Annotated in this window: 16 protein-coding genes; 9 read left to right on the top strand and 7 right to left on the bottom strand. The window is 37.5% G+C overall.

Translation table 11 applies throughout. The features are described 5' to 3' along the window. Positions 1–16 precede the first annotated feature (16 nt). The 3 genes from HW347_RS19710 to HW347_RS19700 all read right to left on the bottom strand — a co-directional run bounded on the left by HW347_RS19710 (position 17) and on the right by HW347_RS19700 (position 2,910). Positions 17–1,243: a sensor histidine kinase gene (locus tag HW347_RS19710; protein ID WP_214613442.1), complete on the bottom strand. Its 1,227-nt coding sequence runs from the start codon at positions 1,241–1,243 to the stop codon at positions 17–19. Positions 1,244–1,430: 187 nt separating this feature from the next. Continuing rightward, positions 1,431–2,252 (bottom strand): ZIP family metal transporter, encoded by an 822-nt coding sequence (locus HW347_RS19705; protein WP_155595116.1) that lies wholly within the window; start codon positions 2,250–2,252, stop codon positions 1,431–1,433. Position 2,253: 1 nt separating this feature from the next. Beyond that, complete coding sequence (locus HW347_RS19700) at positions 2,254–2,910, bottom strand: metal-dependent transcriptional regulator (RefSeq protein ID WP_194532942.1); 657 nt, start codon at positions 2,908–2,910, stop codon at positions 2,254–2,256. 78 nt (positions 2,911–2,988) lie between these two features. Between HW347_RS19700 and HW347_RS19695 the strand changes: the two genes are divergently transcribed. Both HW347_RS19695 and HW347_RS19690 read left to right on the top strand, forming a co-directional pair. Beyond that, a complete protein-coding gene (locus HW347_RS19695; protein WP_214613441.1) occupies positions 2,989–5,259 on the top strand; it encodes a TonB-dependent receptor in 2,271 nt (756 codons plus the stop codon). Between the two features lie 13 nt (positions 5,260–5,272). Beyond that, positions 5,273–6,481, top strand: coding sequence for a lycopene cyclase family protein (locus HW347_RS19690; RefSeq protein ID WP_225901999.1), 1,209 nt, complete (start codon positions 5,273–5,275; stop codon positions 6,479–6,481). Here the strand turns inward: HW347_RS19690 and HW347_RS19685 are convergent. Continuing rightward, on the bottom strand, positions 6,478–7,452 hold the full coding sequence (locus HW347_RS19685; protein ID WP_214613440.1) for a polyprenyl synthetase family protein: 975 nt from the start codon (positions 7,450–7,452) through the stop codon (positions 6,478–6,480). The genes HW347_RS19690 and HW347_RS19685 overlap by 4 nt on opposite strands. A 251-nt stretch (positions 7,453–7,703) precedes the next feature. Between HW347_RS19685 and HW347_RS19680 the strand changes: the two genes are divergently transcribed. The 4 genes from HW347_RS19680 to HW347_RS19665 are packed head-to-tail and all read left to right on the top strand — an operon-like array spanning position 7,704 to position 14,383. Then, positions 7,704–8,309, top strand: coding sequence for a TetR/AcrR family transcriptional regulator (locus HW347_RS19680; RefSeq protein ID WP_214613487.1), 606 nt, complete (start codon positions 7,704–7,706; stop codon positions 8,307–8,309). Next, positions 8,310–9,671, top strand: a complete 1,362-nt coding sequence (locus tag HW347_RS19675) for a TolC family protein (protein WP_214613439.1) — start codon at positions 8,310–8,312, stop codon at positions 9,669–9,671. Positions 9,672–9,702: 31 nt separating this feature from the next. Further along, a complete protein-coding gene (locus tag HW347_RS19670) occupies positions 9,703–10,887 on the top strand; it encodes an efflux RND transporter periplasmic adaptor subunit (protein WP_214613438.1) in 1,185 nt (394 codons plus the stop codon). Beyond that, positions 10,877–14,383 (top strand): efflux RND transporter permease subunit, encoded by a 3,507-nt coding sequence (locus HW347_RS19665; RefSeq protein ID WP_214613437.1) that lies wholly within the window; start codon positions 10,877–10,879, stop codon positions 14,381–14,383. Before HW347_RS19670 ends, HW347_RS19665 begins: the two co-directional genes overlap by 11 nt. A gap of 74 nt (positions 14,384–14,457) precedes the next feature. Here the strand turns inward: HW347_RS19665 and HW347_RS19660 are convergent, their stop codons facing one another. Next, a complete protein-coding gene (locus tag HW347_RS19660; RefSeq protein ID WP_214613436.1) occupies positions 14,458–15,801 on the bottom strand; it encodes a RagB/SusD family nutrient uptake outer membrane protein in 1,344 nt (447 codons plus the stop codon). Between the two features lie 17 nt (positions 15,802–15,818). Beyond that, positions 15,819–18,788, bottom strand: coding sequence for a SusC/RagA family TonB-linked outer membrane protein (locus tag HW347_RS19655; protein WP_214613435.1), 2,970 nt, complete (start codon positions 18,786–18,788; stop codon positions 15,819–15,821). A gap of 188 nt (positions 18,789–18,976) precedes the next feature. Here HW347_RS19655 and aspS point away from each other — a divergent pair, with 188 nt between their 5' ends. From aspS to HW347_RS19640, 3 genes are read left to right on the top strand one after another with little or no spacing between them, the layout of a single operon-like run. Next, positions 18,977–20,731 carry an aspartate--tRNA ligase gene (aspS, locus tag HW347_RS19650; protein WP_214613434.1) on the top strand — a complete coding sequence of 585 codons (1,755 nt, stop codon included), beginning with the start codon at positions 18,977–18,979 and terminating at the stop codon, positions 20,729–20,731. Positions 20,732–20,767: 36 nt separating this feature from the next. Next, entirely contained in the window at positions 20,768–22,561 is a 1,794-nt protein-coding gene (locus HW347_RS19645) for a chloride channel protein (protein ID WP_214613433.1), read from the top strand. A 32-nt stretch (positions 22,562–22,593) separates the two neighbouring features. Beyond that, positions 22,594–22,845 carry a hypothetical protein gene (locus tag HW347_RS19640; RefSeq protein ID WP_155595132.1) on the top strand — a complete coding sequence of 84 codons (252 nt, stop codon included), beginning with the start codon at positions 22,594–22,596 and terminating at the stop codon, positions 22,843–22,845. A 63-nt stretch (positions 22,846–22,908) separates the two neighbouring features. Here the strand turns inward: HW347_RS19640 and HW347_RS19635 are convergent, their stop codons facing one another. Then, on the bottom strand, positions 22,909–23,358 hold the full coding sequence (locus tag HW347_RS19635) for a nucleoside deaminase (protein ID WP_214613432.1): 450 nt from the start codon (positions 23,356–23,358) through the stop codon (positions 22,909–22,911). Between the last annotated feature and the right edge of the window lie 147 nt (positions 23,359–23,505).

The following is a 23,505-nucleotide window of genomic DNA, read 5'->3' as shown; positions in this document are numbered from 1 at the left end:
TTAGCAAAAGTGGGAATTACACCATAGTAGGTGTTAGAACTATTGGGCTCTTAATGGTGAAGGTAAATGTTGCGCCTTCACCAAGTTGGGAGAGAACACTAATATTTCCGCCTAGACCTTCAACTACCTTTTTTACTGTGGCCAGACCAATACCTGTTCCTTTTTCTCCGTAACGATCTTGTTCAGAAATTACCTCAAATATCTTGAAGATTTTTTCTTGATCATCTTCATGGATTCCTGGTCCGTTATCTTTTACTAAAAACTCATAAAAAGCATCCTGCTCTCTTATCTCTAGTTCTATCTCAATGCTGGGTTTATCATTGTATTTAACGGCGTTGGCAATTAGGTTAATTAAGATTTGTTCAACTGCAATCTTGTTTGCATAAATAGACTCTAAATTACTTTTTACTTTTATAGTGCACTCTTTCTGGCCACCAAAAAGTTCATTAATGGTTTTCTGTAAATCAGTCAGAAGTATGGTAGTTTTATCGTCTATGTTAAACTGACCAGATTTACTATAATTAAGTAAGCCAGTGATAAGCTTTTTCAAAGTTTCTGAAGAGCTCTTAATAAATTCAATAATTTGCTTTCCTTCATCATCCATTTTGGGTGCATAAAAATCTTCCAAACAATTAGACAATGTAATAATATTGTTTAAAGGCGATTTTAAATCATGGGCAGCAACAGCAGCAAAATTATCTAGTTCGCGATTGGCAAGTTTAAGATCTTCATTTGCCTTTTCCAGCTCCATTTTTTTCTTTCTAAGATCTAATAAGTTCATTACTTGATCAGAAAGTATTCTTAAAGCACTAAGTTGACTTTCGCTAAGTTGTTTGGGCTCATGATCAAGAACACAGAGCGTTCCTAAAGGTAAACCGTTAGCTCCATTAAGGGTTACACCAGCATAAAAGACAACATTAGCATCTTCTACCACGGGGTTACCATTAAACCTTTCATCAACCCTAGCATCTTCAATGATAAGTAAATTATCAGGTTCATTAATTGTATATCCACAAAAAGAATATTGTCTTTCCGTCTCAGCAACATCTAAGCCATGGTGCGCTTTAAACCATTGCCGGTCTTTATCTAAAAGTGTTATTACAGAAATAGGTGTACCACAAATCTCAGAAGCAAGTAAGACCAAATTATCATAATCCTCCTCTAACTCAGTATCCAAAATAGCATACGATTCTAAGAGTGCGAGTCGTTCTGCTTCATGTTCGTGGTTCTTGGGGGCTATCATAAATATAAGTTTTCACTGACGAGCTGTATCGGAAAAAGCTAGTCTTTATATAAAACGGAATTCTTCCAGTTATCTTGTGTCTGATAAAGTTAAAAAATAAACGTAAACTTATTCCTACATTTAACATAATTAACCAAAACCATAGATAAGCTGAAAACCAATTTTTGCAACCAGAGTCAGGTCAAACCTATCCTAGACCCACATCTAAGGTCATCATTACAATGAAGCCACCTATAAAGCCCATAGTAGCAATATCTGTGTATTTGTCTTGTTGCGTTTCTGGTATTACTTCCTCCACCACAACAAAAATCATGGCTCCAGCAGCAAAAGATAAAGCATAAGGTAGTATTGGTTGAAAAGTCATTACCGCCCACGCACCTAAAACAGCAGCTATAGGCTCAACCAAAGCAGAAGCTTGCCCGTACATAAAACTTTTTGTTCTACTAAGCCCTTGTCTTCTTAATGGCATAGCAACAGCAAAACCTTCTGGAAAATTCTGTAAACCAATACCCAAAGCCAAAGCTACGGCACCACCAATACTTGCGCCTTCAAAACCTGCAGCAACACCACCAAAAAGTACACCTACGGCCAGACCTTCAGGAATATTATGAAGTGTTATTGCTAAGGTTAATAATGTAGTACGGTGCCAAGGGGTTTTGATTCCCTCTTTTTCACTTTCCTTAAAATTAATGTGCAAATGCGGTAGTATTTTATCCAAACCAAATATAAAAAGTGATCCTAGAAGAAATCCAACAGCGGCGGGTATCACTTTTACGAATCCATCACCAGGACTCATTTCTATACCTGGTGCCAAAAGACTCCAAAAACTCGCCGCTACCATAACTCCACCCGTAAAACCCAGCATACCATCCAAAAGTGCCCGGTTCATACCTTTAAATAAAAAAACCAAAGCTGCGCCTGCAGCAGTTAAACCCCAAGTAAATAGCGTAGCGTAAAATGCTGCTAAAACTGGGTCTATAGATTCAAAATAATCAATTACCTCTTGCATGTTATTCCGTTATTTTAAGATATAAATTTGCTGCAATTTGATCAGAGATACGAATATCCTTCCCCTTCACCTGAATATGCAACGACCCATCAAACTCTTCCTTTTCCAATACTAAAATCGTGTCCCCTAAAGCAATTCTATTTTTATCCAGAAATTTAAGAAATGGAGCGGATGAATCTTTGACACCAACACAGGTGCCACTTGTACCTACTGGTACTTCGTTCAAAAGCTTTTTTACGGCCTTTTTAAATTCCCCGTTTTTGGACGGAATAGGATCTCCATGAGGATCCACTTGCGGAAAACCAAGAAGTTTATCTAAGCTATCCGTTAATTTTTCACTCTTAATGTGCTCCAATTGCTCGGCAACTTCATGTACCTCATCCCAAGCAAAGTTCAACTTTTCAACTAAAAAAACCTCCCACAATCTATGCTTCCTAACAAGGGTTAAGGCCACTTTTAGACCATGTTCCGTGAGACAGACCCCCTTATATTTCCTGTAATTAGCAACGCCTTTTTCCGAAAGTTTCTTCATCATATCAGTAACGGAAGAAGGTTTCGTCTTCATTTGCTCCGCAACCTCATTGGTTGAAACAATATTGTTCTCACCCTTTCCTAAATGATAAATGGCTTTTATATAATCTTCTTCTGATAGTGTCATAAAATTTCAATCATACAAAAATACATTTTTATATCTAAAAACAAATATTTAGATTTGTCTAAATATTAATTTATACTGATGAAAATATATTTAAAGTCGAGTCTATATTTATTATGTACTCTTCTTACAGGATTAGTAAATGCTCAAAACAGCAGTATTAACGGAACCATTACCGATGATCAAGGAACGGTTCCATTCGCAAACATTTACTTAAAAGGCACTAAAATGGGGACTTCAACCTCAGAAGATGGCACGTATAATTTAAAGGACATACCCAATGGAACCTATAAATTGCAAGTTTCTGTAATAGGATATCAAGATTTCTCTACAAAAATCACTTTGAGAACTAATGAAAACAGAACAATTGACATAAAGATAATTCCCGCTTCTGAGCAATTGGAAGAAATGGTTGTTACAGGAACACTAAAAGCAGTGAGCCGATCTGAAAGCCCGGTACCCGTAGAAGTTTACAGTCCTACTTTTCTTAAAAAGAATCCAACCGCAAGTATTTTTGAAGCATTACAAAATGTAAATGGTGTACGACCGCAAATTAACTGTAATGTCTGTAATACCGGTGACATTCATATTAACGGACTTGAAGGCCCTTATACATTAGTACTTATTGACGGAATGCCCATTGTTAGTGGTCTAGGTACAGTATACGGTCTTTCTGGAATACCAAACTCCCTAATAGAACAAATTGAAATTATAAAAGGCCCTGCCTCCTCTCTTTACGGTAGTGAAGCAGTGGGTGGTTTAATCAATATTATTACCAAAAGTACTTTAGATGCCCCAGATTTCTTTGCTGATGCATTTGTAACGGGTTGGGGAGAATACAATATTGACGTTGGCACAAAAATCAACTTTGGAAAAAAGACTGATATGCTTTTGGGGGTCAACTACTTTAATTACGACAAACCTATTGACAATAACGGAGACAACTTTACAGACTTAACATTACAAAATAGAATTTCTGTATTTCAAAAATGGAATTTTCAGCGCGAGGACAATCGCATACTCTCATTGGCAGGACGTTTTTTCTACGAAGATCGCTGGGGCGGTGAAATGCAATGGACGCCAGAATTTAGAGGTGGCGATGAAGTTTATGGAGAAAGTATATACACCCGCAGATGGGAGGTTTTAGGCAAATATGAATTACCTATTGAAGAAAAAGTACTGTTTTCCTTCTCATATAATGATCACAGCCAAAATTCTGTATATGGAGACATCCCTTACATTGCTGATCAGCGTATTGGTTTTGGGCAGTTTACTTGGGACAAAACTCTTGAGCATCATGACCTTCTTGTTGGAACAGCGTTACGGTACAACTATTATGACGATAATACCACCGCCACAACTAATGCAGACGAAGTAGTTATACCTAGTTTATTCATACAAGATGAGATTGCTTTGGCCAACAAGCACTCTTTGCTTTTAGGCATGCGCTACGATTATGACAAAAGACATGGTAATATTTACACCCCAAGAATGGCCTACAGATACAAGGTAACGGATAACGATATTCTACGCCTTAATGCTGGTACAGGTTTTAGGGTCGTTAATCTATTTACGGAAGAACACGCCGCTCTAACGGGCGCCCGAGAAGTTGTAGTTACAGAAGAGCTTAATCCAGAGAAATCTTTCAACGCTAATTTAAATTACCTCAAAAAAATATATGCGGACAATGGCACTTTTGTTAGTCTAGATGCTTCCCTGTTTTACACAAAATTTAGTAACGCCATCTTACCGGATTACGATACGGACCCGAACAAAATTATCTATGATAACCTGAATGGTAAATCGGTTTCAAAAGGAGCTAGTGCCAATGTTGACTTTTCATTTCCTGGCGGATTCAAATTTTTAATTGGCGCTACTTATCAAGATGTAAGTCAAACCGAAAATGGAGTTACCAAACGCCAAATATTGACTGAAAGTTATACAGGGACTTGGAACGCTTCATACGAATTTAAAAAACTAAATTTATCTGTAGATTATACGGGGAATATCTATGGACCAATGCGATTGCCAACCCTTGGTCCCACAGATCCTAGAAGAGACTTTTCACCTGTTTGGAGTATTCAAAACATTCAATTCACTTGGAAAGGACTTGAAAATTTTGAATTTTATGCAGGTGTAAAAAATCTATTGGATTGGACCCCCAACCGCGGAAACCCTTTTATCATTGCCCGTGCGAACGACCCGTTTGACAAAAATGTAACCTTTGATTCTAATGGCAGTGTAGTAGCCACACCCAACAATCCAAATGCGTTAACTTTTGACCCATCTTACGTATATGGACCTAACCAAGGTATTCGTGGTTTCTTTGGTTTACGCTATCGCATTAATTAAAAATTGAATACGCTTGAATAGAATCGCTATTTTTGGAAAAGTAACGACTCTAAAATACATCTTGGAAAAGGAAACAAATTTTGACTATATCATTATTGGCGCCGGCGCAGCTGGCTTAATGCTTGCCAGTGCCATGGTCAAAGATAACTTTTTCTTAAATAAGTCTATTCTGTTATTAGATAAGGATGCTAAAATAGCTAACGATAGAACTTGGTGTTTTTGGGAAAAAGGCGAAGGAGAGTTTAAATCCATCGTTTCTAAAACATGGAATCATATTTACTTTGGAAGTACAGAATTCTCACAAGACTATGCCATTGCTCCCTACCAGTACAAAATGGTCCGTGGAGCTGATTTCTACAAGGCCTATTTTCATAAACTAAAAGACAAACCAAATATTACTTTCCGGCAAGAGCAAGTCACAAGTGTAAAAGATGAAGGTTCTATGGTAACTATCACCACAGACTGTTCTAGTTATTGCGCTTCAAAAGTCTTTACCAGTAGCTTTAATTACAAAATGGCAACCCATCAAAAAAAATATCCTGTGTTACAACAGCATTTTGTAGGATGGACCATAAAGACCGAAAAACCTATTTTTAAACCTGATCAGGCCACTTACATGGATTTTTCCATTCCACAGAAAGGGAATCTCCGTTTTATGTATATCCTACCATTTTCTAAAACCGAAGCTTTAGTAGAATACACACTATTCTCTGAGAACCGTTTATCAAAAGAAGAATATGAAGAAGCTTTGGTCCGCTATTTAGAACATGATTTGAAATGTGGAACTTACGAAATCACCGAAACCGAACAGGGCAGCATACCCATGACCGCCTACAATTTTAGAGAACACCACACAAAGAACATACGCTATATAGGAACTGCTGGCGGATGGGCAAAACCCAGTACCGGCTATACCTTTATGAGTACTGCAAAGAAAGTTCCAGTATTAATTGAATTTCTGAAAACAGGAAGACCATTAAACAAATTGAATTTTAGAAACAGATACGGGTTCTACGATTTGTTATTTCTAGACGTACTAGCTAAGCACAATGACCAAGGACACAAAATATTTGAATCGCTATTTAAAGAATGCCCTCCACAGTTAATATTTAAATTTCTAGACGAGGAAACTACCCTCTTAGAAGACTTCAAGTTTATATCTGCCTGCCCAACGAAACCTTTTGTAAAGGCACTGTTCAATAGAATAAAGAAACTTACCTAAACCCTTCTGCGCATAAGCCCTTCTCCAAACTCTTGTAGAATTTGCTTTTTATCAGATGAGATATTTAAAGCTTCCAAAAGCTTAAATGCCCGTTCAGTATAATCTTCAATAGCTCTTTGGGTATATTCCGCTGAACCGCTTTTGATAAAAATTTCTTTTATCGTTTCTATTTTTGCGGATGGGTCTTTCGGCTGAATAGAATACATATCCAATAATTCCTTTTTCTGCTCCGATGAGCTCAATTTTAAGGCATTCAGGTACAAATATGTCTTTTTATTCTCAATAATATCCCCACCAACTTGCTTTCCAAAAGTTTCTGGATCACCAAAGGCATCTAAATAATCATCTTGCAACTGAAAGGCTAAACCTAAATTCAACCCAAAATTATAGATATCTCTTTGTTCTTTTTCTGATGCTTTGGCGATAATCGCTCCCATCTGTAAAGCAGCGGCTACAAGTACGGCCGTTTTATATTCTATCATTTTAAGGTACTCCGGCAAAGTAACATCATCTCTTTCCTCAAAATCAATGTCGTACTGCTGACCTTCACAAACTTCCAAAGCGGTCTTACTAAAAAGCTTTGCCAAGTTTTTGAACGTTTCCCCATCATAGTTTTCAAATAACTGATATGCGGTAATAAGCATAGCATCTCCCGAAAGAATCCCTGTATTAATATCCCACTTTTCGTGAACTGTTGTTTTCCCCCTACGTAAAGGAGCATCATCCATAATATCATCATGAACCAATGAGAAATTGTGAAAGGTCTCTACCGCCAAAGCAGCATCCAAAGCTATCTTATAATCGGTTTCAAATATTTCGGCAGATAGTAGTGTAAGAACTGGTCTTAGTCGTTTACCGCCTAGCCCCATAATATAGGTTATAGGGTCGTAAAGATTCTTAGGCTCCTTCTTAGTTGCCTGTTGTTCTAAAAATGAAATAAACTCTGAACGGTAAAATTCTATAGACTGCATTCAAGAAAATTTTTTCAAAAATAAGACCATTTAAATAAAGAACAGGCCTTTAATAGACTTTGTAAAAAATTAAGGTCCAAAAACAGGTTGATATGGAGCAGAATTACTGTCTATCCGATTAAAAGCAGCTCAAAAAGTCAATAAACACTTCAAAACTAATTTGTAACAATCTTAATGATATGTTAAATTATTACAAAACTTTGGAAACTATTTATGTTTTTAAAGTTTCCGAACTTATCTTTGCAGCTTCTATGAAAGAGGAAATTTTACATAAAGCGACTAATATGTTCTTGAATTTAGGATTCAAGAGTGTTACTATGGATGATCTTGCCAATGAAATGGGGATTTCAAAAAAGACTATTTATACCCACTATGCTAATAAAACTGCTCTGGTCCAAAAATGTACAACCAATCTTTCTTATGAAATATCTGAAGGTATCAGTCAAATTTGCACACTCCATAAAGATCCTATTGAAGAACTTTACGACATAAAGAGGTTTGTGATGATTCATCTAAAGGATGAGAAGGCATCGCCACAATATCAATTGCAAAAATTTTACCCTAAAATCCACGAAAAGCTAAAAAAATCCCAATTTGAGCTAATGCAAAAATGTGTAATAAGCAATATAAAAAGAGGTATTGAACAGGGAATTTATAGGGAAAATCTAAACATAGAATTTATATCTAGGATTTATTTTTTAGGTGTAACAAGTATTAAAGACTTTCGTCTTTTTCCTGAAGAAAAGTTCCCCACCCTATCTCTAATGGATGATTATTTAGAATATCATATACGGGGTATTGTTACTCCAAAAGGAAGAAAAGTATTAAATGAAATTATCAACTCAAACCATGAATAAATGAGGAATGTATATTTGACTTTGCTAGCGCTGTTAACAACCGTGCTCGGAATTTCTCAAGATCCACCGGAAAAAACCTATAGTTTCACCTTAGAAGAGGCTATTGCATTTGCCTTAGAAAACAACTATAGCGCCATTAACGCTAATCGTGACCTTTTAGATGCACGCAAGCAAAAATGGGAAACCATTGCAGATGGGCTTCCTCAAATTAGCGGTTCTGTTAGCTATCAAAACCAACTTAAACAGCCTGTTACAGTAATACCTGCAGAATTCTTTGGAGGTGAGCCAGGTACATATGCAGATGTAATTTTTAGCCAAGCCCAATCTGCAACTGCAACTGCCACGTTAACCCAAAAGATTTTTGATGGTTCTTATATTGTAGGTGTGCAGGCTACCAAGACATTTTTAAGTTATAGTGCCAATAATGAAGAGAAAACAGACCAAGAGGTTAGAAAATCTGTTGTTGAAGCCTATGGCAATGTATTGTTAGCAGAAGAAAGTGTTGCGATTCTAGAAAAGAATAAGGCTGTTCTGGATAAAAATCTTTTTGAAACCAACAAGCTATATGAAAATGGACTTGGTGATGAAGAAAGTGTTGAGCAGTTACAAATTACTTTATCTTCTGTTGAAAGTCAGTTGAAAAATACAATTCGACTAGAAAATATAACGCGTCAAATGTTAAACCTTGTTATGGGTATTGCCATTGATGCGCCTACCAAACTAGAGGAAGATTTAGACAACCTTGTCACAACTCAAATCGACTTCACCCTAATGGAAACAGATTTTAATTTGGCTAACAACGTGGACTATAAATTAGCCATGAATCTAACCGAGCAACGCTACTACGAATGGAAATTAGCAAGAAGTAAGGCGCTACCAACTCTGAGCACTTTCATTAACTACGGTTCCTCTGCTTACTCTAATGACTTTAGCTTCTTTAAAGGTGACCAAGAATGGTTTGACTCGTCTATATTAGGTGTTAGTCTTGATATACCGTTATTCAGTTCTGGTAAACGTTCAGCCAGTACAGCAAGAGCCAAAATTGCTATGGAAAAATCAAAAACTCAGCTATCTGAAGCAGAAGAGCAAATACGTCTTCAACTTGAAAAATCCAAAAGCGATTATATTCTTTCTATTGAAGAATATGAAACAGCCAAGCAAAACTTAGGTTTAGCAGAACGTATAGAAAACAAAAATCAGATTAAATATAAAGAAGGTATTGCCAGCAGTTTTGATTTACGACAGGCACAAACACAACTTTACGACGCTCAACAAGGCTACCTACAATCTATGGTAGAAGTCATTAACAGAAAAACTGAGTTAGAGGTCATTATAAACGAACCCAATTCTAATCTTAAGTAATTAAGATAAATAACACAACAAACTTTTTACGATGAAAAAAATACTATACTTAGCAACTGCCGCCTTACTTTTTTCCGCTTGCGGCGGAAAGGAAGCCTCTGTTAGCGATATTATTGCACAGGGTGATTTAGAAAGTATCCGAGCAAAAAAGAGCGAGCTTTCAGAAAAACAAAAAGCTATAGAAGCAGAGCTTAACCAGCTTGATTCTGTTATTGCAACTAAGAACAGTGATGAAAAGTTACCTTTAGTTACTACGGTAACTGCCAAGGTTGCCAAGTTTGATCACTTCTTAGAACTGCAAGGGAACGTTATGACCAAACAGAACGTTCTTGTTTACCCAGAAATGTCCGGTACTTTACAACGTGTTTATGTAAAAGAAGGTCAAAGAGTAAATGCTGGTCAGCTATTAGCATCTATAGATGATGGTGGACGCAGCAGTCAACTATCTCAACTTAAAACACAGGCAGAACTTAGCAAAACTACTTTTGAACGAAGAAAACGCCTTTGGGAGCAAAAAATAGGTTCCGAAATAGAGTATTTATCAGCTAAGACTAATTACGAAGCTGCTGAATCTGCTATAAAACAAGCTCAGAGTCAATTAGGGAAATCAACTATTAGAGCACCTTTCTCAGGTATTATTGATAATGTGATTAAGGACCAAGGTACCGTAGTTTCACCGGGACCAGGTTCCGAAGTATTTCGTATCGTGAACCTTTCGGACATGTATATAGAAGTAGATGTTCCTGAAACTTATTTAGGTGGTATTAAAGTAGGTAAAGAGGCTAAAGTATATTTTCCCGTACTCGGAGATACCGTCATTACTAAAGTAAGACAGACTGGTAACTTTATCAACCCTAGCAACAGAGCCTTTACGGTAGAAATTCCAGTTCCTAATAAGAAAGGAAATATTAAGCCTAACCTTACCGCAAAGGTGAACATTAACGATTATACAAGCGAAAATGCAATTGTTATTCCCCAAGGCATTATCTCAGAAAATGCAGAAGGAGATCAATACGTATACATTGCCGAATTAACGGACGGAGAGAATGAGGCTATACTTAAAAAGAGCATTATTAAAACCGGTAAAACCCAAGGTAGCCAAATTGAAGTATTGTCAGGCATAAAGGATGGCGACCATATTATTGAAGAAGGCGCAAGGAGCGTTAAAGATGGCCAGAAGGTTAAAATTCTAAACGACCAGACCGATGAGCAGTAAACAGCAAAAAAATGCTAGCAAAGAGTTTAGCCTATCTTCTTGGGCAATTGACAATCCCTCGGTCATTTATGTAATGATCGCCATTTTTTTATGGTTGGGATTAAAGTCTTATTTCGCTATGCCTAGGGAAGATTTCCCTGAAATTGTAGAGACTAAGATTTACATTAGCTCTATTTACCCAGGAAACACAGCGGAAGACGTAGAAAGATTGCTTACCGACCCACTTGAAGACCGTTTAAAAAACGTGAGTAACGTAGTAGAAGTAACTTCTACCTCACAAGAAGATTATTCTATTATTACAGTTGAGTTTGATGAAGAGCTGTCTGTTGAGCAAGCCAAACAGAAGGTAAAAGACGAGGTAGATAGCGAAAAGGCCAGTGAAGATTGGCCCACCTTCAATAACGCAAAAGTAGAACCCAATGTCTTTGACCTGAATCTTTCGGAATCATTCCCGATTATGAACGTGAATTTCACCGGAGATTATCCCGTGGAAAAACTGAAAGAATTTGCTGAATATCTTCAAGATGAGATTGAAGACCTTCCGGAAGTTAAGGAAGTAAATATACGTGGCGCACAGGAAAAAGAAGTAGAAATTGCGGTAGATGTCTATAAAATGATGGCCTCTAAAGTCAGTTTTCAAGATATCATAAGCGCTATTGGCAACGGTAATTCTACCATGTCTGCAGGTAATATTTTATCCGGTGGGCAACGGCGAACCATTCGTATTCTCGGTGAGGTTAAAGATCCCAAAGAATTAAACGATTTTGTAGTAAAATCAGAAAACGGAGCCGTTTACCTAAAAGACATTGCAGAGGTAAGTTTCTCCGAAGAGGAAAAAACTACTTACGCTCGTGAATTTGGTACTAGTGTAGTTATGCTAGATATCAAAAAACGTTCAGGAAAAAATATGATTGAGGCGACCACTAAGGTCCGAGAGATTGTAAAAAAAGAGCAAGAAAATTATTTTCCTGCAGATTTGAACATCACCATTGCCAATGATTCTTCCGGAAGAACGCTTAACCAGGTAGATGACCTTGTGAACAATATCATCTTTGGTATTATCTTGGTTGTTACGGTGCTTATGTTCTTTTTAGGGTTCAGAAATGCACTCTTTGTAGGCTTTGCTATTCCCATGTCTATGTTCATGTCCTTTATGATATTGAATAATTTGGGATACACCTTGAACACGATGATACTGTTCGGTATGATTATGGGCCTTGGTATGATGGTGGATAACGGTATCGTTGTAGTTGAGAACGTGTATCGCTTAATGAGCGAAGGCATGTCCCGTACCGAGGCGGCTAAAAAGGGTATTGGTGAAATTGCATTCCCTATTATCATATCAACCTTAACCACAGTGGCGGCATTTGTACCACTAGGTTTATGGCCAGGTATTTTTGGGCAATTCATGATTTATTTCCCAATCACCTTATCCGTAGTACTTGGTTCATCACTTTTCGTGGCAATATTCATGAACTCTATGTTGGTTTCTCAGTTTATGGAAATTGGCGAAAAAGAACTCACCGTAAAGTCTTTAATCCGAATTAGTGCCATATTATGCGGATTCGGGATTTTTATATTAATTTTTGGAGGAGCAATGAGTGGTTTAGGGTCAGTAATGATTGTAACCGCAGTAATGTTCTGGATATACAAATACGCCCTTAAAAAATGGGCCATCAGCTTTCAGAATGGAGCTATGGTAAGTTTTGAGAACTGGTACGAAAGACGTATTGCACATTCCCTTAGAGGTAAGAATGTGTATTGGTACTTTGGTATTACATTCCTTCTTTTGATTGCTGTTTTCGTGGCTTTTGGCGCTTCGTTAGGAAGTGGACGTACCAAAGTAGAATTCTTTCCAGACAACAAACCTAACGAGATATATACCTATATAGAATATCCGCAGGGTACTGGAATTGAAAAAACCAATAAGCTAACCAAAGAAATTGAAGCTAGGGTATTTGCAGTTGCCAATCAAGATAAATATACAAATGGTGATTTCAACTATTTAGTAGAGTCTGCTGTATCTCAAGTAGGCGAAGGCGCTGGAAACCCTCAAACGGATGGTGGTTCTGCTGCAGAAATGCCACACCGTGGAAAGGTAACCGTATCTATGCGTGAATATAAGTATAGAGAAGGTCGTGATACGGAAATACTCCGTGGGGAAATACAAGAGGCGCTTACCGGAATTTATCCTGGTGTAGCTATCTCGGTAGAAAAAGAGTCTAATGGACCACCAGCAGGTTACCCCATCAACATAGAACTACAAGGTAAAGATTATACTGAACTGATTAGTGCCGCTGAAGATGTTCGAAACTTCATTAACACCAAAAATATTGCTGGTATTGAAGAATTGAAAATCGATGTAAACAAAAGCAAACCCTCCATGGAGGTGGTTGTTGATCGTGAAAAAGCAGGTGAACTTGGTGTATCTGTAGGTCAAGTCGGTCTGCAATTAAGACGCTCTCTCTTTGGTGAAAAAGCAGGGGTATATAAAGTTGATGGTGATGATTACGACATTAACGTGCGTTTTAATGAAGATATCAGGTATGATAAAAATGCCCTGTTTAATCAAAATATCATATTTAGAGACCCAGCAAATGGTCAGATCAAGGAAATTCCAGTTGCGGCAGTAGCCAAACAGAAAAATTCCTCAGGCTTTAGCGCCATTAAACATAAAGACAAGGAAAGAGTAGTTACTATATATTCTCAACTAAAACCTGGTTTTAGTGATGCAGGAGCTATTGTAGCTGAGATTCAGAAAGAAATGGACAACTTTAAAGGTCTTCCTGAGAATGTAGAAATTGACTTTACAGGTCAAATCGAAGAACAGAATACACAAATGCAATTTTTGGTAGGCGCCTTTTTCTCTGGACTTGGATTGATCATGTTGATATTGATTTTTCAATTTGGAGGTATCTCCAAGCCACTTATTATTATGATCGCTATCTTTTTGAGTTTCATTGGTGTTTTTGGCGGATTGATGATTACCGGATGGTCTTTTGTAATTATGATGACCATGATGGGTATTATCTCACTTGCAGGTATCGTAGTCAATAATGGGGTGGTACTATTGGATTACACCCAAATACTTATTGACCGAAAGAAAGTAGAATTGGGCCTTAATGACAAAGACCTTATTTCTTTGGACGAAGTAACTGAAATTATTACCACAGGCGGTAAAGCTAGGTTACGACCAGTAATCCTTACGGCAATAACTACGGTTTTAGGGCTTATTCCGTTGGCAATAGGTCTAAATATTGATTTCTTCTCATTGTTCTCTGATTTTGACCCTAAGATCTATATGGGAGGTGACAATGTTGTTTTCTGGGGTCCATTAGCATGGACGGTTATTTTTGGATTAATCGTAGCAACCTTTTTAACGTTAATTATCGTTCCCGTATTATTCAATATTACCTACAGAATAAAGATTGCAGTCTGGGGAAGAAAAAAGGAAAGGCCTGGAACTACAGAAAAAAGCTTGGAAGCATCAGTTTAAACGCTAAGCTTTACTTCATAAAAAAACCCGCCAATTGGCGGGTTTTTACTTTTGTAGAAATAAGAATTTTTAAATTATTGATTCTCGTTAGCCGGTACAGGAATAACAGCAGGAACATTGTCCGTAGCCCTATCGTTTGGCAATTCAGCTAATCTACCAAACCTTCTCATATCAATCCACCTATGACCTTCAGCAAATAATGAATACCTTCTGTTGTATAGCAATTCATCTTCTAAAGCCGTAGCTGTAGTAGCTCCAGAATACGCAGGTAACCCAGCAGCTGTCCTTAAAATATCAAGAGCAACAACAGCCTCCGCAGGATTCGAAGCCATATTAGCTTCGGCATACAAAAGAATGAGCTCTTCATTTCTGATTATAGGCACATTATCCGTAAGACTTGAGTAAATAGCCACATCATGGGTTCCAACAAGTCCGGAAGCTTCACGATCTTCATCTCTTTGAACAGCTTTACTTAATCTACCGTCACCAGCTTCTGCGTCTGTTAGAAAACTTGCGTGAGCTACCCTAACATTTGCTTCTTGATTCAACGCTATAAAAAGCGGATTAGGAAGATCAGCACCGCTTAAAGAAAAAGTATGATAAATTCCTTTTCGCAAATCGCCATTAAGTTCAAAAAACGAATCTTCAAGAGCAGCCAAAACCGCAGGATAATTTCCTCTGTAAGCCTCTACTCTAGCCAATAAAGCTCTATTGAACTCTAACATATCTGCTGGTGTCACGGCTAAAATATCTCCAGTAGCAGCATCGGTCTTTCTTAAATTATTAAAACCTGCTGGTACAGCAAAAGCAAATCCATCTCCTCCGGCATTCAAATCCGTAGCAGCTGATGCCAGTAAATCTGAAACAGCAGAAAGAGCTCCAGCTCTATCAACAAATTCGCCAAGGTTTTCAGAGTCAGAAACATCTATACGAATACCATTATCACCTTGATTGTTACTCAACATAAGTAACTCGTGTGCTTTTAATGTATTAATTGCTCCTCTTGTAGCGGATATTTCCTCAGCAGAAAGATCCGAAGTGGTATTATCTAAACCCTCCAATATTAAGTTTGCATCCTTTATTGCCGCATATCTCGCTCCCCAAGGTGTTGTAACATAGAATGTATTATTATTTAAGTTTCCTACTACAACATCTCCTTCATATCTAGGATCTGAAGATGTAAAGTAATAATACTCCCTACCCACAATACCAAGCACGTCCGTATTTGTAGAAAGTCCTACACGCATGTCCGAAAGTACACCTGTTAATGCTTGTGGCAATTCTCCCCTAGATAAATCATCAGATATAGAGATAGTACTTGCACCATTCAAACTTTCACCACCATCTAGCTCACATCCTGTTACTAGAAAAATAGCCGCTATTATGGTAACTATTTTTAGTTGTTTTATAATTTTCATTTTGCTATTTTTTTAAATTAAAACTGCACAGATATATGCATCATGTACCTTTTTGATGAAGGGAAAGGCGTTACCTCTACACCGGATGAAAGACCATTACCACCAAAATTAGATACTTCTGGGTCATAACTGTTATAATCAAAAACGTTGATTAGGTTATTTCCTGAAAGTCCTACTTTAACACTAGATACAACTCCATTAAACCAATCTTGAATATTCTTTTCTGGCACTGTATAATAGAAACCAAGCTCTCTTAACCTTAAGTAAGAAGCATCTTCAACAAATGGTGTAGCATTACCAGCAAAAATACCGTTGTTTACACGATACACACCGTTTGTAATAACACCATCTGGATCAATTGAAATTTCATCATAATCTGCACTGGTACCACCAAAATCCGATAAAAGCTTAGAAAGGTTAATATTGTCTCCTCCTTTTTTCCAGTGCCATAAAAACGCTAGAGAAAAGTTTTTATACTTGAACCTGTTATTAAGGGAAGTTTGAAAATCAGGAGCACCATCTCCAAGCTGTACAACATCTCCATCTAAATTCGTACCTACTATTTGAGTTACACTCTTTCCTTCTTCAATTCTAAATGTACCTAAACCAGTACCAAAACCTCCGGTGTCATATGCAGGAACGTCCATACGAATCATTTCGGATTCATTAGTCCACCAGTTCAATGTTGCATCCCAAGTAAAATCTTCTTTATCAATAATTGCAGCGTTTAACGCTACTTCAAAACCGTTATTCTCTAACTCGCCCGCATTTTCCCATTTAGTAGAAAATCCACTAGACGGTTCTGTGTTGGCCAATAACAAAAGATCATCAACATTCTTTTTATAATACGTTAATTCCAAACCTAAACGGTTTTTGAACATCCCTAAGTCAATACCTAGTTCAAGTTCCTTTTGTCTTTCCGGCAAAATATTTGGGTTACCCTGTGTAGGTGGCACAATAATACCAACGTTACCATCTATTAAAGTACTCTCATATACCGTATAAAGTGATCCGAATCTAGCAAAAGTACCAGCCTCACCATAAGCTGCTCTTAACTTAAAACGATTTACCAAAGCATCTTCACTCCAGAAACCAAAATTATTTAAGTTAATCGCTAACGATGCTTTAGGGTAGAAAAACAATTCATTTATATCAGAATTATTAGTGGATTTATCTCCACGTACACCTATGGCACCAATAAATTTGTCTTGGTAATTAATAGTTTCCTGAACAAAAAATCCAAAATCTTCCTGTTCTAACCTACTATGGTTTACTTTTTGGTTAGCACTTTGATCAAGATTAGTTTCAGAAGCGATTAGGTCTGTTGCAACAACAGTTACTGTATTTCTTGAAAACTGCTCGTTAGTAACACCCGCTTGCGTGTTAAAAGACAAATTATTATCCGTAAAATAATTATGTACCAAAAACCCTGAATAGTTGGCATTCTTATTATTGGTATTAGTAATACCAGACACACCATTTACACCACCCTGATCAAGACGTTGAAACTGAAGCTCTTTAGGAAAAATAACCTTAGATTCCATATTGTAAGTATCAACACCTACACGTGCTATAAACTTTAAGTTGGAATTGTCTTTTCTATAAATATTTACATCCAAATTTCCTCCTAAAATAAATCTATTTACACTCTCGTTGTTTGTAAACAAATCTCTTGTTTGTAATGGATTTGAAGAGTTATTAGGATGATCAGGATAGTTCCCGTTTGCATCAGGCTCAAGAAAATCCCAAGGGCGTGTACTTGTTAAGGCCACACCTATAGTTGTACCTGTATTATCATTGTTAAAGAAACCTCTATCTGCAGAAGAACTAATATAATTGGTATTAATTCCTAGTTTAATATTTTCATTAAACTTATGTTCCATATTCAATCTAAACGAGCTCTTTTTATAGCCAGTATTTTTTACGATACCATCCTCATCATTATTTGAAATACCTGCGTAAAAAGTTGTTTTATCTCCACCACCTGAAACACTAACATTGGTATTAGAAATAAGACCTTCTTCACCATAGATTTCCTTTTCATAATCTCTAAGTGTACCAGCAGCGGCAGCAGCGGCATAAAGCGCGCCTTCTCCGTATTGTTCTTCCGCCAATGCTTCCGTCCAATTACGTTGACCTTGTAGTCTTATTACCTTATTAAATCCGAAGCCTTGAGAAAAACTCACTTTAGTCTTACCAGCTTTTCCTTTTTTAGTGGTAATAATAACCACACCGGCAGCACCTCTAGAACCGTATATTGCAGAAGCAGAAGCCCCTTTAAGGATTTCTATATTCGCAATATCATCAGGATTTAAATCCGCAATTCTATTCGTAGCGTTATCTTGACTAGAAGAACTACCACCAGCAGCAGCGCCAGAAACATCGTTCAATCCACCAGATGCAATACTGCTGTTATCCACATAAACACCATCTACAATATACAGTGGTTGTGAGTTTCCGTTGATGGAAGTAATACCTCTAAACTTTATAGACATACCACCGCCCGGCGCACCAGAATTGGAGCTAACCACCGCACCCGTAAACTTACCTGCTAAAGCACCATCCAATGTTTTGGGTGGCGTAACTCCTGCAAGCTCAGCTGCAGAAACCGTTGCTACCGCATTAGCCAAGTTTTTTCTTTTTACAGTTGTTGCCAAACCAGAGACAACAACTTCATCTAATCCCATTGCTGATTCTTCTAGCACCATATTTAGCGGAGAGGTACTTGTTACTTTTTTTTCTTTTGAGGCATAGCCCAATGAAGAAAAGACAAGTGTAGCCGGAAACTCATTTACAGAGATTTCATAGTTACCATCAAAATCAGATGTTGTTCCGTTTGTTGTTCCTTTGACTACAATACTCGCCCCCGGAAGTGGCAAATCAGTAGCATCCGTAATATTCCCCGTAATCGTTCCTTGAGCAAATACCGTAATTGGTAGTGTCAAAAACGCTAGGAAATACAACTTTCTAAGTAAAGTTTGTTTCATTTTCAAAGTTTTGAATTAGTTATTTTAATAGCCAAGTTAATGAAGATTACGATAAATCTAAAATATCTGTTAAATTTTAGCATTTACAGGATGAACTTCCTGCGGAATACTCAACAAAAACGATTGGTAGAATTTTTTAGACGATACCATCATATCTTCTTACATTTGTTCTTTAAACCTATTTAATAATGTACAGAAGCCACACTTGCGGAGAATTACGAGAATCGCATATTGAAACTAAGGTAACCCTATCCGGATGGGTACAAAAAACCCGGGATAAAGGTTTTGTGGTCTGGGTAGACCTTCGTGATCGTTATGGTATCACGCAGTTGGTTTTTGATGAAGATCGTACATCTTCAAAATTATTAGAACAAGCAAGGTCTTTGGGCCGTGAATTCGTAGTGCAAGTAACGGGTGAGGTAATCGAAAGATCTTCTAAAAACCCTAAGCTTCCTACAGGAAATATAGAGGTCTTAGTAGACGAGGTTATTATTCTTAACGAATCAAAAACACCTCCTTTCACCATAGAAAACGAAACCGATGGTGGTGAAGACCTACGGATGAAATATCGTTATTTAGATATCCGCAGAAATCCTGTCAAAAACAATCTTATTTTTAGAAGCAAGGTTTCTATGGAGGTACGAAAGTACCTTAGTGACCAAGATTTTATAGAGGTAGAAACACCATATTTAATAAAATCAACTCCAGAAGGAGCTCGTGATTTCGTTGTACCTAGCCGTATGAACGAAGGACAGTTCTACGCTTTGCCACAATCCCCTCAAACTTTTAAGCAATTGCTTATGGTAGGTGGTATGGATAAGTATTTTCAGATTGTGAAGTGCTTTCGCGATGAAGACCTTAGAGCAGATAGACAACCGGAGTTTACGCAAATTGACTGTGAAATGGCTTTTGTTGAGCAAGAAGATATTCTTGATTCCTTTGAAGGTCTCACTAAGCATTTACTAAAAGAAATTAAAGGAGTAGAAATATCTGCCTTTCCAAGAATTACTTATGATGATGCTATGCGCATTTATGGTAACGACAAGCCAGATATTCGCTTTGGGATGGAGTTTGGCGAATTGAACGACGTAGCTCAACATAAAGAATTTGGTGTATTCAACTCTGCAGAACTGGTAGTTGGTATTGCTGTACCTGGTGCTGCGAGCTATACACGTAAAGAACTAGATGCCTTGGTGAATTGGGTGAAACGCCCGCAAGTTGGTGCCATGGGAATGGTTTACGCAAAATATAATGAAGACGGAAGCTTTAAATCTACCGTAGATAAATTTTACGACCAAGAAGATTTGGCCAAATGGGCCGAAGCTACACAAGCAAAACCAGGAGACCTTATTTGCGTTCTTTCTGGGGATGCCAACAAAACCAGGGCTCAACTAAGCGCCCTTAGAATGGAACTTGCTGAAAGGTTAGGTTTGAGAAATCCTGCCGAATTTGCTCCGCTATGGGTTATAGATTTTCCGTTATTGGAACTTGATGAAGAGACAGGAAACTATCACGCCATGCACCACCCATTTACGTCACCAAAACCTGGTCAGTTAGAATTACTAGAAACCGACCCTAGCGCAGTACGTGCTAATGCATATGATTTAGTCTTAAACGGTAATGAAATAGGTGGCGGTTCTATTCGTATTCACGATAGAGGTGTACAGAGCACAATGTTCAAACACTTAGGTTTCACTCCGGAAGAAGCAGAAGCACAATTTGGTTTTCTAATGGATGCTTTTCAGTACGGAGCTCCACCACATGGAGGTATTGCATTTGGTCTAGACCGATTGGTATCTATTCTTGGAGGTCAAGAAACTATCAGAGATTTCATCGCTTTTCCAAAGAACAACAGCGGACGTGATGTTATGATTGATGCTCCTGCAGCTATTGACCAAGAGCAACTTCGTGAACTAAGCCTAAAGTTGGATTTAAAAGAGTAAACTATAACCTTGAGTTATTTCGAGGTTCTTTGAATAATGGGGATACATAAAAAGACCTGGTTCACTAAAATTTTAGTTTGGCGGGTCAAGCATATTTCTGAACGCCAATTTATTTACTTTCTAAGTATTTTGGTTGGTTTTACCTCAGGTGTTGGAGCAGTTATACTTAAAAACTTAACTCACTTTTTCCAACATTTGTTAGAGGGAAAACTTGTCCAATATTACCATCAGGCCTTTTATTTTGTTTTCCCGATTATAGGCTTAATACTAGTTTATTTAGTCATTAAGTATGTGGTAAGACATAAAGTTAATCATGGTATTCCATCTACGCTTTTTGCCATATCACAACATAAAGGTATCATCCGTAAGTACCAAATGTTTGGGTCATTGCTTGCTGCGCCACTTACTGTTGGTTTTGGAGGGTCAGTAGGTCTAGAGGGACCAACGGTAGCTACGGGAGCTGCAATAAGTTCTAATATTGCCAGAGTATTCCACATGAACCAGTCTAACCGCAACCTCCTAATTGGGTGTGCAGCTGCTGGGGCATTATCATCCATATTTAAAGCACCTATTGCCGCAATAATTTTCGCTATTGAAGTATTTAGCTTAGATCTAACCATTGCATCAATGCTACCCCTATTATTGGCATCTATTTCTGCTATAATAACTTCTTATTTCTTCTTTGGTGACGATGTTCTACTTCCTTTCAAAATTGAAGATTCATTCAAGCTAGGAGATATTCCCTTTTTTGCCATTCTAGGTGTTGTAGCAGGGTTAACCTCTATTTATTTTACAGAAGTATACGATAGAGTACATAAATTCTTTCACCCCATTAAATCCCCCATTAAACGCCTACTCATCGGAGGGGTAGGCCTGGGCATTTTAGTCTACTTTATCCCTCCACTTTATGGTGAAGGTTTTGATGTAATCAACAGTCTGGTTCAAGGTAACCCTGAAAAAGTATTGGAAAATAACATCTTTGAACTTGACCTGACCAATGTTTGGATGGTCATTATATTGTTGATTGGATTGGTGTTATTTAAAATAATTGCAAGCGCACTTACTTTCGGAGCGGGTGGTGTTGGCGGAATTTTTGCTCCTGCCCTTTTTATGGGTAGTATCATGGGAAATTGCGTTGCCAAAATAATAAACAACGTAGGATTTTTTCAGTTTAAAGTATCTGAAAGTAATTTTACTCTAGTAGGCATGGCCGGTTTAATGGCAGGTGTACTTCACGCTCCTTTAACTGCCATTTTCTTAATTGCAGAAGTAACTGGCGGGTATGACCTATTTATACCGTTAATGATTACTGCGGCTATTTCGTACTCAATTACCAAATATGCTAATCCGCATTCTGTATATAACATGGAGTTAGGCAGAAGAGGGGATTTAATTACCCACGACAAAGACCACGCAGTTTTAACACTTATGGATATCAATAAAGTGATTGAAGATAAGTTTGCAATTGTGTATCCAACAATGTCCTTAGGTGACATTGTTAACAAGGCGGTAGTCGTTTCCAAAAGAAATATATTCCCAGTAATAGACGCTGAGGACAAAACATTATTAGGCATTATCCTACTAGATGATATTAGATCAATAATGTTTGATCGAAAATTATATAACGAAGTATTTGCAAACGATATCATGCATACGCCTCCGGAAATTATTGAGCTTGATAAAGATAAAATGACTGAGATTATGCAGAAATTTCAAGACAGTGGTGCATGGAACCTACCCGTTATTAAAAACGGAAAGTATGTTGGCTTTATATCTAAATCAAAACTATTAACCGCATACAGAAGAAAGCTTATTAATTTTACAAAATAAGGTGTAAAAGGTTTTGTAATTTTACAAGAACTATGAAATATCTCGTATCCATAATAACCCTAGTCTGTTTTGCTTCAATTATCTACGGCTTTAATATTCAGGAAGAAAATCTACCTCTAAGTCACAAATTTATAGGTTCTGGCACATTAGGGCTTTTCCTTGTTGCAATGCCCTTATTTCTTTTCACCTATAGTAAAGGAAAGAAAATGAAAGACTATATGTTAACTGATGAAAACGTTAGGAAAATGAGAGGAGAAGAACCTAAAAAAAAGGATAGTCAGTAAAATTTCATACACAGTAGTTCAAGTATTAACCGTTAGAACTTTATACGCTAAACTAGTGTAGTGTTAGTTCCGGTTTCTTCTTTCAGCAAAAAATCGCTTTAGCAAATCACTTGCTTCGGTTTCTAGAAGACCACCTACTATTTCCGTCTTCGGGTGTAATTTTGTTCCCATAACTCCGCAACCTCTTTGCGGGTCTTTTGCAGCATAGACTATTTTTGATATCTGACTCCAATACAGTGCGCCAGCACACATCTGGCAAGGTTCTAGAGTTACATAAAGAGTACAGTTCTGTAAATATTTACCTCCCAAAAAATTGGCCGCAGCTGTAATAGCTTGCATCTCTGCATGGGCCGTAACATCATTCAATTGTTCCGTAAGGTTGTGGGCACGAGCAATAATCCGGTCTTGTATAACTATAATAGCTCCAATTGGCACCTCTTGCTTTTCATAAGCAGCTTCTGCTTCTTGAAGTGCTTTTTTCATGTAATAGGTATCATCAAAAGGTTGTATCATAACAAGGGTTTAACACAAATTTATGCCATACTTTTCGAAAGATCCGCATAACTTGTGATCATTAAGAATCAGCAACTTAAAAACCCACTATAATTAGCTTCCCTCAAACCCAAGGCTGAGCTAAAAAAAATTGTCTCAGCACTGCTA

The sequence above is a fragment of the Zobellia barbeyronii genome (assembly GCF_018603515.1).
GTDB lineage: Bacteria > Bacteroidota > Bacteroidia > Flavobacteriales > Flavobacteriaceae > Zobellia > Zobellia barbeyronii.
The sequence above is the reverse complement of the archived record's forward strand: the minus strand, read 5'-3'. Positions and strand labels throughout refer to the sequence as shown.

What these genes read in the sequence shown, in the direction of transcription:
- HW347_RS19700 (WP_194532942.1), bottom strand. Translation starts at nt 2,910, where the DNA reads ATGACACTATCAGAAGAAGATTATATAAAAGCCATTTATCATTTAGGA.
- HW347_RS19675 (WP_214613439.1), top strand. Translation starts at nt 8,310, where the DNA reads ATGAGGAATGTATATTTGACTTTGCTAGCGCTGTTAACAACCGTGCTC.
- aspS (WP_214613434.1), top strand. Translation starts at nt 18,977, where the DNA reads ATGTACAGAAGCCACACTTGCGGAGAATTACGAGAATCGCATATTGAA.
- HW347_RS19695 (WP_214613441.1), top strand. Translation starts at nt 2,989, where the DNA reads ATGAAAATATATTTAAAGTCGAGTCTATATTTATTATGTACTCTTCTT.
- HW347_RS19670 (WP_214613438.1), top strand. Translation starts at nt 9,703, where the DNA reads ATGAAAAAAATACTATACTTAGCAACTGCCGCCTTACTTTTTTCCGCT.
- HW347_RS19710 (WP_214613442.1), bottom strand. Translation starts at nt 1,243, where the DNA reads ATGATAGCCCCCAAGAACCACGAACATGAAGCAGAACGACTCGCACTC.
- HW347_RS19705 (WP_155595116.1), bottom strand. Translation starts at nt 2,252, where the DNA reads ATGCAAGAGGTAATTGATTATTTTGAATCTATAGACCCAGTTTTAGCA.
- HW347_RS19680 (WP_214613487.1), top strand. Translation starts at nt 7,704, where the DNA reads ATGAAAGAGGAAATTTTACATAAAGCGACTAATATGTTCTTGAATTTA.
- HW347_RS19635 (WP_214613432.1), bottom strand. Translation starts at nt 23,358, where the DNA reads ATGATACAACCTTTTGATGATACCTATTACATGAAAAAAGCACTTCAA.
- HW347_RS19655 (WP_214613435.1), bottom strand. Translation starts at nt 18,788, where the DNA reads ATGAAACAAACTTTACTTAGAAAGTTGTATTTCCTAGCGTTTTTGACA.
- HW347_RS19645 (WP_214613433.1), top strand. Translation starts at nt 20,768, where the DNA reads ATGGGGATACATAAAAAGACCTGGTTCACTAAAATTTTAGTTTGGCGG.
- HW347_RS19665 (WP_214613437.1), top strand. Translation starts at nt 10,877, where the DNA reads ATGAGCAGTAAACAGCAAAAAAATGCTAGCAAAGAGTTTAGCCTATCT.
- HW347_RS19640 (WP_155595132.1), top strand. Translation starts at nt 22,594, where the DNA reads ATGAAATATCTCGTATCCATAATAACCCTAGTCTGTTTTGCTTCAATT.
- HW347_RS19685 (WP_214613440.1), bottom strand. Translation starts at nt 7,452, where the DNA reads ATGCAGTCTATAGAATTTTACCGTTCAGAGTTTATTTCATTTTTAGAA.
- HW347_RS19660 (WP_214613436.1), bottom strand. Translation starts at nt 15,801, where the DNA reads ATGAAAATTATAAAACAACTAAAAATAGTTACCATAATAGCGGCTATT.